Source organism: Rhizobium sp. P1_E6, from assembly GCF_056405875.1.
The window spans coordinates 26931-37121 of record NZ_JBFUBG010000064.1 but is presented as its reverse complement, the minus strand read 5'-3'; the positions used below and the strand labels follow the sequence as shown (position 1 = coordinate 37121).

The window sequence follows — 10191 nt, the reverse complement described above, 5'->3', positions numbered from 1 at the left end:
AGGTTCCGATCACCGTTCTCTCGCGCTGCCAGCGCTTCGACCTGCGCCGCATCAGCGCCTCGGATCTCGTCGGCCTGTTCACGACGATCGCCGCCAAGGAAGGCATCGAGGCGGAACCGGACGCGCTGGCGATGATCGCGCGCGCTGCCGAAGGTTCGGCGCGTGACGGTCTGTCGCTGATGGATCAGGCGATCGCCCACGGCGGCGGCGTGGTGCAGGCGGAAGCAGTGCGCGGCATGCTCGGCCTTGCCGACCGCGCCCGCATCGTCGATCTCTTCCAGCATGTCGTGCGCGGCGATGTTGCAAGTGCGCTCAATGAATTCCAGAGCCAATACGAGGCAGGGGCCAATCCCGTCGTGGTTCTGACCGATCTTGCCGATTTCACGCATCTGGTGACTCGGCTGAAGTATGTGCCCGACGCGGCAAACGACCCTTCGCTCAGCGAAGTGGAGCGTACCAAGGCGGCTGAATTCGCACAGAGTGTCGCGGTCACGACACTTTCGCGCATTTGGCAGATGCTGCTGAAGGGCATTCCGGAGACGGAAAACTCCTCGCGCACGGCAGGCGCGGCCGAAATGGTGCTGATCCGGCTGGCGCATGCAGCGCATCTGCCGGCACCCGAGGATGCAGCGCGGCGGCTTGCGGAATTCTCCAATGAAGGCAGTGCGTCACGTCCGTCCTCGCCTGCGCCTTCGGGCAATGGTGGTGGTGGCACGCGCGTTCCCTACCAGACAAGCGTACAGGCACGGTCTCCCGAGCCGGCACCGCGGCCGCAACCGTCAGGCCCGACGGCCATGTTGCGCGCAGTGCCCAATCCGGAGCCGCAGAATATCGGCCGCGTCGAGACGAGGCCAGCGGAAGCACCGAAGCTGCTCGTATCGGTCAATTCGATCAGCGATATCGTCGACCTCGCCGCTGAAAAGCGCGACCCGAAGATGAAGGCGCTGCTGCGGACCTTCGTGCGCCCCGTGCGCATCGAGCCCGGTCGGCTGGACGTCAGCCTCGCTGAAGGCGCTCCAAACACGCTGCTCAACGAACTTGCCGTCAAGCTCAGGGAGTGGACCGGCATACACTGGATCGTCAGCCTCAGCCGCGAGGAAAGCCAGCCAACTATGGTCGAGGCGGAGGCCAAGGCTCAGGAGCAGCGTGTTAGCGATGCGCGCCAGGATCCTGATGTCGCCGCAATCCTCGCCCAGTTTCCGGGCGCCAAGATCATCGACGTGCGCGTGAGGGCACCGACGCCGGAGGAGGAAGCGGAGGAAATCAAGCCGCCCGCCGCAGCCGAATCCGAAGAGGGCGACATCCTGCCGGGCGACGACATAGAATTCTAGTTTCAAGAAGGAGAAGACGATGCGCGACATCATGGGCATGATGGGCAAAGTCAAGGAAATGCAGGCCAAGATGGAGCAGATGCAGGCGGAAATCGCCGAGCTGACTGCCGAAGGCAAGGCAGGCGGCGGGCTCGTCACCGTCATCATCTCCGGCAAGGGCGAACTGAAGAGCCTGAAGATCGACCCTTCTCTCTTCAAGGAAGACGATGTCGAAATCCTAGAAGACCTGATCGTTGCCGCCCACAAGGACGCCAAGGACAAGGCCGAAGCCATCGCCGCCGAAAAGACCAAGGCGCTGACGGCCGGCCTGCCGATCCCGCCCGGCTTCAAGCTGCCTTTCTGATCTCGTCGACCGATCCGGAAGAGGAGACGAGGGATGATGACATTGACGACGTTGCTGGTTTTCGCCGGCGCTCTTTTTATTGCTGCCGGGACACCGGGGCCGAGTGTTGCGGCGCTGGTCGCTCGCGTGATCTCGAAAGGCGCGCGTGACGTGCTGCCCTTCCTGTTCGGCATGTGGGCGGGGGATGCGATCTGGCTGACCTGCGCCATTGCCGGCCTCTCGGCTATCGCCGAAAGCTTCTACCACGTCTTCGTCGTCATCAAGTGGCTGGGCGTGCTCTATCTCCTTTATCTCGCCTGGAAAATGTGGGTTGCCAAAGCAGAGGTACAGGAAGAGGAACTGCCGCAGGAGCGTTCGCGCGGCCGGATGTTTTTCACCGGCCTGGCGATTGCGCTCGGCAATCCGAAAATCATGATGTTCTACGTGGCCCTTCTGCCTTCGATCATCGATATCCCCTCGGTTTCGCTCGCCGGCTGGGTCGAACTCGTCATCACGCTGTTCGCCGTGCTGGCTGTCGTCGATTTCGGCTGGATGCTGCTTGCAGCCAAGGCCCGCGGTTTCCTGAAGAGCCGGCGTGCCGTGCAGATCGCCAATCGGGTGAGTGCTGGAACGATGGCGGGTGCTGCCGTCACGATCGCGATCCGCTGAACTATCGCTGTGCTTCCAGCACGGCTCGCAGCTTGTAGTGAACGGGCGCTGCCAGATAGCGCTCGCGGTCCGCGGCTGACAGCCGGCGCCCGAACGTTTCCATCATTTCCGGCATCGTGACTGCGGCGCCCGGAAATGGCTTATATTCAACCGGCATTCCGGCTTCCACGATCCCATTTGATATCACCCGGCAATAAATGCCGGGGCGTGCCGACTGGGTGTACCGCTTGACGAATTTGGGATCGTTCATCCTTGCTGCGAAGGTGGCGCAGGGAATACGACAGGACGTCACTTCAAGGATCAGTTCGCCAGTAGTGAAGCGATCGCCAACCGAGACATCGCGGTTATCGAGCCCTTCGATGACGAGATTCTCGCCGAAGGTGCCGGGCTCAACGGGATGCCCGATTTCGTTCGACCACCAGTCGCGGCTGACAGAACCCTCCAGATAGACGGCCTGATCGACGCCGCCGTGATGTTTCCTGTTGCAGATGGCATCGCCGACGAGGCCTTCGGCATCGATCATGACGCCACCGGTGACAGCGTGTTTGAAGATACCGGTCTTGTAACTCTTGCCCGGCAGCCTTTCGGCGCTCCCCCGGCAGACGGCGAGTATTTTCATCAACCAGGCAATCCTTCTGCGATTCCGTTTTCGTTCCATATCAGTTAAGAACGGCGCATGGCAAAGCGAGTCACCGGCCCGGAAATCGAAAAACTGATCCAGCTTCTGGCGAAAGTGCCGGGCCTCGGGCCGCGCTCGGCACGGCGAGCGGCACTGCATCTCATCAAGAAGAAAGACCAGCTTCTCGGCCCCCTCTCACATGCGATGGGTGAGGCCTATGACAAGGTGAAAATCTGCTCGCGTTGCGGCAATGTCGATACTGTCGACCCCTGCACGGTCTGCACCGATGCGCAGCGCGATCAATCCGTGATCATCGTCGTCGAGGATGTCTCGGATCTCTGGGCGCTGGAGCGCGCCGGCGCGCTGAATGCCGCCTATCATGTTCTTGGCGGCACGCTATCGCCACTTGATGGTGTCGGGCCTGAGGATCTCAATATCCGCGGGCTGATCAACCGCGTGGCCGAAGGCGGCATCAAGGAGATCATTATCGCGGTGAATGCGACCGTCGAGGGGCAGACGACGGCGCATTACATCACCGACCAGCTTGCCGATCTCAAGGTGAAAATCACGCGGCTGGCGCATGGGGTGCCGGTCGGCGGGGAGCTCGACTATCTCGATGAGGGAACGCTGACGGCAGCGCTTCGAGCGCGCACAGCAATCTAGGGGGATACATGATTACGGGTTTCTTCGGCAGGCTTCTTCTTGCAGGCGCCGCCTTGCTGGCGTTTTCCGCGATCCCGTCACATGCAGCTCCGTCGAAAGCCGACGTCGAAGCGCAATTCGAAAAGTGGGTTCAGGCCGATCTCTGGCCGGAGGCGAAGAAGAACGGCATTTCGGAGAAGACCTTCCGAGCCGCCTTTTCCGGCATCGAACTGGATTGGACCCTGACCGATCTCGCCCCTCCAGGTTTTCCGCCACCGAAGGAGCAGAAGCAGACACAGGCCGAATTTTCCTCGCCAGGCCCCTATTTCAACGAGGACCGGCTGAAACGGCTCGCCATGACTGGGCGCGGCTTTGCCTCGCAATATGCCTCGACGCTCAGCCGGATTGAAAAGACTTATGGCGTGCCCGGTTCGATCGTGCTGGCAATCTGGGGACGCGAGACCGGCTTCGGTGCGGCGAAGATCCMCAATTCGGCGGTCGAGATACTTGCGACAAAGGCTTTCATGTCTACCCGCAAGGACATGTTCCGTATGGAGCTGATCGCCGCGCTGCACATTCTCGACGGCGGCGACGTGACCCCTGCGGACTTCAAGGGATCGTCGGCGGGTGCGCTCGGCCAGCCGCAATTCATGCCGACGAGCTATCTGAAATATGCCGTCGATTTCGATGGCGACGGTCACCGCAACATCTGGACATCGGTTCCCGATACGCTGGCTTCCATCGCCAATTTTCTTGTGAAGAAGGGTTGGCAGCGCGATCGCGACTGGGGGTTCGAGGTGACGATCCCGCAAGCCGTCTCCTGCGCGCAGGAAGGGCCTGACCTCGCCAAGCCGCTCTCGCAATGGGCATCACTCGGCATCGATCGCATTTCCGGCAAGGGCTTTCCGTCCGGCGAGCTGAAAGCACAGGGCATGATGCTGGTGCCGGCCGGGCGCGACGGGCCGGAATTCATCGTCACGCCGAACTTCTACATTATCAAGGAATACAACAACTCCGACCTCTATGCCCTCTACATCGGCAACCTTGCCGACCGCATCGCTTTCGGTTCCGGCGCCTTCCAGGGACAATGGGGCGATGTCGGGAAGATGCTGCGCTCGGATGTCGCCGCCATGCAGCGGGCGCTGGAACGGCAGGGTTACGATGTCGGCGGTTCAGACGGACTGCCCGGCTACAAGACGCGCCGAGCGATCGGCCAATGGCAGGAAAAGAAYGGGATGAAACCGACCTGCTTTCCCGAAGCGTCGATGAAGGGCAAGCTGAAGTAAGAGCCTACGCCCGGCGGATGCTTTACAGGTTACGCTTCAGCCCCTCATGGCTCGCCACGAAACCGAGCTTTTCGTAGAACCGAATCGAATCCACGCGCGTCTTGTCGGATGTGAGCTGCACGAGACCGCAACCATGTTCCGCGCAGCGGGCGATCGCCCATTCGATGAATTGCGAGCCGAGCCCGGAGCCGCGATGATCCTTCGCAATGCGCACGCTTTCGATCTGGCCGCGCCACATGCCCGCTCTCGAAAGGCCGGGAAGAAAGCTCAGCTGCAGGCAGCCGATGACCCGATCAGCCTGGTCGCTTGCAACGGCGAGCAATTGGTTGGGATCCGCGTCGATTGCGGCGAAGGCTGCGAGATAGCGCGCATCTGCGGGATCCGAGACGACCTCCCGCGTGCTGCCAAGATCATCATCGGCGAGCAGTCGGATGATGTCGGCGAGATCGGATTGCCGGGCGCTTCGGAAGACGTGCATAATGGGCCTCAATGGTGCAGATCGATCGGCGCCTTGTGGAAGACGTCATCGACTGGCGGAATGGCCTGGCGCTCGATCATGCGATGAACGTGCGGCAAGCCCTCGCCGCGGTGCAGGACGCGAAGCCGGTCGGTATTTTCGGCATCGGCCTGTGTGCGGCGCTGGTTGTGCCTGATATATTCGACCCAGGTCGGCGTATGATAGGTTTCCGTCCAGAGACCGGGATTCTCAAGATCGCGCATCAGCGCCCAGTTGCGGGCGCCGTCGCGGATGCGGATGCGGCGGCGCTCTTCCATCAGCGTCATGAATTCGGCCAGGTCATCATCGGCAATCTGGTAATCGACCTGGATGACGATCGGGCCGCTACGTGGCGTGATATCGAGGCCGAGAGCCGGTTCGATGAAGCGGTTCAGCGGATCGAGATTGAGCGTGGCGAAAGCCGGCATGGAAAAGCGCAGGCCGATCACGACTCCAAACAGCAGGACCGCGGCCGACATCAGCAGGGCGTTCGAAAGACCATACCGGTCGGCGGCAACACCCCAGAGCCAACTCCCGCCGGCAATGCCGCCGAAGGTGACGGTCTGGTAAAGCGACAAAGCGCGGCCGACCACCCAGCGCGGMGTCGAAAGCTGGACGATGATATTGAAGAGCGACAGTGCCGAAACCCAGCAGGCACCGGCAACGAGCAGCCCGGCCGAGGTGAGCACGGCACTTGGGCTGAGAGCTGCAATCACGGCGCTGAATGCAAAGCCTGAAAAGGCCAGGCGGATGATCGTCTCGCTGGAGAACATGTCGCGCAGCCTGGTGCTGAGGACGGCACCACCGATCGCGCCGATGCCGAAGGCGCCGAGCATGAAACCATAGGTCAGCGGCCCGCCAGAGACGAGATCGAGCGCAACGACCGGCAGCAAAGCCTGGATGGAGCTTGCCCCGATACCGAATACCAGCCCTCTCAGGAGGATCTTTTCAAGGTTGGGCGACATGGAGACATAACGCAGGCCGGCAAAAATGGCACTGCCGAGTGTTTCGCGCGGCAGCGTCGAGGCAGGCGTACTCGGCCGCCAGCGAAATAGCACATAGAGGAGCGCAATGTAGCTCAGCGCATTCACTGCAAAGGCCGCAGCCGCACCGGCCGCCGCCACGATGGCGCCACCGATCGCCGGACCAACACTGCGGGTTATATTGAAACCCATACTGTTCAGCGTGACCGCCTCTGGCAAATCGGCGCGCGGCACCATGTCGCCGACCGAGGCCTGCCAGGAGGGATTGTTGAGCGCCGTGCCGCAGCCGATCAAAAACGTAAAGAAGAGCAGCAGTCCGGGTGTAATCCAGCCGATGATAGCGCAGGCCGTCAACAGGATCGAGACCACGAGCATTGCGGATTGCGCCGTCAGCATGATCCGGCGCCGATCATAATTGTCGGCGAGAGCGCCCGAGATCAGAGAGAACAGCATGATCGGCAGCGCGGTCGAGGTCTGGACCAGCGCAACCATATCCTCGGACGAGGTGATGACCGTCATCATCCAGGCGGCACCGACGGCCTGAATCAGGCCGCCGAAGTTCGAGGCGAGGCTTGCAAACCAGATGGTGCGGTAGGTCTCATGCCGCAAAGGCGCAAATGTCGATGAAGTATAGGCCACGCTTCCCCCCGCTTTTATCGTTATGCCTCAATAGCAATATATGCGGAAGATAAGTGCTCGCCATAGGTTAGCTCGCACCTCCAGGGGCGAAAGAGGCGGAATCGCCCCTGACCTTGCAATTTCTAAAAAACGGGACTATATGGCACTCAAATTCTTGATCGTACGATGAAGAGTGGGCCGCGAGGACCCGCTCTTTTTTATTAGCGCGATCACCCCGAATGCCAGAAATCGCAGGGAGCGCACCGCTTGTCGGATCTGACAAACGCAGACAATCAACATGAGCCGCGGCTGATTACCGAGACCGGGCTTGACCAGCGTCTCGCCGACATCATCGAACCCGTGATCGTCGACATCGGCTTCCGTCTCATTCGTGTCCGGATGCTCAATCAGAACGGCATGACGATGCAGGTCATGGCCGAGAAGAACGATGGCACGATGACCGTCGAGGACTGCGAGCAGGTCTCCATGGCGATTTCTCCTGTGCTCGATGTGGAAGATCCGGTCGATAAAGAGTATCATCTCGAAGTGTCTTCGCCGGGCATCGACCGCCCTCTGGTGCGGAAGTCCGATTTCGTTCGCTGGCAGGGCCATCTTGTGAAGTGCGAAACGTCGATCATAATCGGCAATCGTAAACGCTTCCGCGGAAAGATCGTCGAAGCGGACGCCGATGGGTTCACGATCGAACGCGATCAAGTTGCCTACGGCGAGGAGCAGAAGGTTGTCATACCCTTCACAGCGCTCAGCGATGCCAAACTTATTCTGACCGACGATCTGATCCGCGATGCACTGCGCGCCGACAAGCTGGCAAAAGCGCAGGCTGCGAACCAGAACGAAGCGGAAGACGAAGAATAACCGATCAACGTAAGCTCCAGGGACGGGAACCCGGGTAGTCAAGGACGGAGAAACAGTACAATGGCAGTCAGTGCAAACCGGCTCGAACTTCTGCAGATCGCAGATGCAGTGGCGCGCGAAAAGGTCATCGACCGCGAGATCGTGCTTGCCGCGATGGCCGATGCCATCCAGAAGGCGGCGCGTTCCCGTTACGGTACCGAATCCAATATCCGCGCCGACATCAACCCGAAGACCGGTGAAATCCGCCTGCAGCGCCTGCTCGAAGTCGTCGAGAAGGCCGAGGACTATTCCACACAGATCCCGCTGGAGCTTGCTCGCGACCGCAACCCGGATGCCGCCATCGGCGACTTCATCGCCGATCCGCTGCCGCCGATGGATTTCGGCCGCATCGCCGCACAGTCTGCCAAGCAGGTGATCGTGCAGAAGGTGCGCGAAGCCGAGCGTGACCGCCAGTTCGACGAATTCAAGGATCGCACCGGCGAAATCGTCAACGGCACGGTCAAGCGCGTCGAATACGGCAATGTCATTGTCGACCTCGGCCGTGGCGAAGGCATCATCCGCCGCGACGAAATGATCCCGCGCGAAAACGTGCGCTATGGCGATCGTGTCCGTGCATACGTATATGATGTCCGTCGCGAACAGCGCGGCCCGCAGATTTTCCTGTCGCGCACGCATCCGCAGTTCATGGTGAAGCTCTTCACGATGGAAGTGCCGGAAATTTACGACGGCATCATCCAGGTGAAATCGGTTGCCCGCGATCCGGGTTCACGCGCCAAGATCGCCGTCATCTCGAACGATAGCTCGATCGATCCGGTCGGCGCCTGCGTCGGTATGCGTGGTTCGCGCGTCCAGGCGGTCGTCGGCGAGCTCCAGGGCGAGAAGATCGACATCATTCCCTGGTCGCAGGACCCGGCGACCTTCGTCGTCAACGCCCTGCAGCCGGCTGAAGTCGCCAAGGTCGTTCTCGACGAGGATGCGGAGCGCATCGAAGTGGTCGTTCCGGATGAGCAGCTTTCGCTCGCCATCGGCCGCCGCGGCCAGAACGTCCGTCTCGCTTCGCAGCTGACGGGCTGGGACATCGACATCATGACGGAAGCGGAAGAATCCGAGCGCCGTCAGAAGGAATTCAACGAGCGCACCAACCTCTTCATGGACTCGCTCGACGTCGACGAGATGGTCGGCCAGGTTCTGGCTTCGGAAGGCTTCGCCGCCGTCGAGGAACTGGCTTATGTCGATCTCGACGAAATCTCTTCGATCGACGGTTTCGACGAGGATACGGCGCAGGAAATCCAGACCCGCGCCCGCGAATTCCTCGAGAAGCTCGAGGCCGAAATGGACGAGAAGCGCAAGGCGCTGGGTGTTGAAGACGAGCTGCGCCAGATCGAAGGCATTACTGCCCAGATGATGGTCGCGCTCGGCGAAGACGGCATCAAGACGATCGAAGACTTTGCAGGCTGTGCAGCGGACGATCTCGTGGGCTGGACCGAACGCAAGAACGGCGAAACGAAGAAGTTCGAGGGTCTGTTCTCGAAGTTCGACATTTCGCGTGTCGAAGCCGAACAGATGGTCGTGCAGGCTCGCCTGATTGCCGGCTGGATTACTGAAGAAGACCTTGCGAAGGGTGCTGAGGCTGTCGAGGCCGATGCTGCCGAGCAGGACGCATAATGACGCTGAAGCCGGACACATCTCCTGAGGACGACGATCTTGCAGGTTACGACGTGAACGGCCGCATGTGCATCGTGACACGCGAAAGCGGATCGCCGGACGAGTTGATCCGCTTCGTGGCCGCCCCTGACGGGACGGTGGTGCCAGATCTGAAACGCGAGCTGCCGGGACGCGGCTGCTGGGTGAAGATCGACCGGTCACTGGTCGAAAGGGCGGTGGCGAAGAAACTCTTCGCCCGCGCGCTCAAGACCGATGTGAAGGCAGCCGAGGACCTCGGCGAGCGTGTGGAGCGGCTGTTTCTGCTGCAGCTCTTGCAGATGATGAACATGGCGCGCAAAGCGGGCCAACTCGTCACCGGCTCGGCCAAGGTGGATGCCGCGATCCGCAGCGGAGCTGCGCTGGCGGTGTTCCATTCGACGGATGCCGCCGCCGATGGAGTGAGAAAAATTGACCAGGCCCGCAAGGCCTGGCACCTCGGAATGGAAACCGAGGATGAAATACCTTCCTTCCGTCTCTTCTCGGAGAGCGAAATGGAAGGGGTGATGGGCCAGAATGCTTTTATCCATGCCGCAGTGCTTGCAGGGCAGGCAGGTGAGGGTGTAGTGAAGCGCGCAAAGATGCTCGAACAGTACCGTAGCGGCGGTCAGTCCCGGGCACCGGGCGGCGCTGGCCAGCAAAAACAATGAT

The 10191-nt window shown here is 60.9% G+C and carries 11 protein-coding genes; 8 read left to right on the top strand and 3 right to left on the bottom strand.

Features of this window, described 5'->3' with window-relative positions; genetic code table 11:
* The 3 genes from AC1D35_RS24555 to AC1D35_RS24545 form a co-directional block, all read left to right on the top strand.
* On the top strand, positions 1–1331 hold a 1331-nt coding region (locus tag AC1D35_RS24555; RefSeq protein ID WP_477940414.1), incomplete at its 5' end, for a DNA polymerase III subunit gamma/tau.
* 19 nt (positions 1332–1350) lie between these two features.
* Entirely contained in the window at positions 1351–1674 is a 324-nt protein-coding gene (locus AC1D35_RS24550; protein WP_007813855.1) for a YbaB/EbfC family nucleoid-associated protein, read from the top strand.
* Between the two features lie 36 nt (positions 1675–1710).
* The gene (locus tag AC1D35_RS24545; protein WP_113307283.1) at positions 1711–2322 is read left to right on the top strand and encodes a LysE family translocator; all 612 of its coding nucleotides are present in this window, start codon (positions 1711–1713) and stop codon (positions 2320–2322) included.
* A gap of 1 nt (position 2323) precedes the next feature.
* On the opposite strand, the gene AC1D35_RS24540 is transcribed toward AC1D35_RS24545, so the two are convergent.
* The gene (locus tag AC1D35_RS24540) at positions 2324–2941 is read right to left on the bottom strand and encodes an MOSC domain-containing protein (protein WP_477855328.1); all 618 of its coding nucleotides are present in this window, start codon (positions 2939–2941) and stop codon (positions 2324–2326) included.
* A 57-nt stretch (positions 2942–2998) separates the two neighbouring features.
* Here AC1D35_RS24540 and recR point away from each other — a divergent pair, with 57 nt between their 5' ends.
* Positions 2999–3604 (top strand): recombination mediator RecR, encoded by a 606-nt coding sequence (gene recR / locus AC1D35_RS24535; RefSeq protein WP_113307177.1) that lies wholly within the window; start codon positions 2999–3001, stop codon positions 3602–3604.
* 8 nt (positions 3605–3612) lie between these two features.
* Positions 3613–4869 carry a lytic murein transglycosylase gene (locus tag AC1D35_RS24530; protein WP_477940410.1) on the top strand — a complete coding sequence of 419 codons (1257 nt, stop codon included), beginning with the start codon at positions 3613–3615 and terminating at the stop codon, positions 4867–4869.
* 22 nt (positions 4870–4891) lie between these two features.
* Here AC1D35_RS24530 and AC1D35_RS24525 read toward each other — a convergent pair whose 3' ends face one another.
* Both AC1D35_RS24525 and AC1D35_RS24520 read right to left on the bottom strand, forming a co-directional pair.
* Positions 4892–5347 carry a GNAT family N-acetyltransferase gene (locus AC1D35_RS24525; protein ID WP_113307176.1) on the bottom strand — a complete coding sequence of 152 codons (456 nt, stop codon included), beginning with the start codon at positions 5345–5347 and terminating at the stop codon, positions 4892–4894.
* Positions 5348–5355: 8 nt separating this feature from the next.
* A complete protein-coding gene (locus AC1D35_RS24520) occupies positions 5356–6987 on the bottom strand; it encodes an MFS transporter (protein ID WP_113307175.1) in 1632 nt (543 codons plus the stop codon).
* Between the two features lie 246 nt (positions 6988–7233).
* On the opposite strand from AC1D35_RS24520, the gene rimP reads away from it, so the two are divergent.
* From rimP to AC1D35_RS24505, 3 genes are read left to right on the top strand one after another with little or no spacing between them, the layout of a single operon-like run.
* Entirely contained in the window at positions 7234–7839 is a 606-nt protein-coding gene (gene rimP, locus AC1D35_RS24515) for a ribosome maturation factor RimP (RefSeq protein ID WP_113307174.1), read from the top strand.
* 60 nt (positions 7840–7899) lie between these two features.
* A complete protein-coding gene (gene nusA, locus AC1D35_RS24510; RefSeq protein WP_113298100.1) occupies positions 7900–9504 on the top strand; it encodes a transcription termination factor NusA in 1605 nt (534 codons plus the stop codon).
* Positions 9504–10190 (top strand): RNA-binding protein, encoded by a 687-nt coding sequence (locus tag AC1D35_RS24505; protein WP_113307173.1) that lies wholly within the window; start codon positions 9504–9506, stop codon positions 10188–10190. Before nusA ends, AC1D35_RS24505 begins: the two co-directional genes overlap by 1 nt.
* The last annotated feature ends 1 nt before the right edge of the window (position 10191 follow it).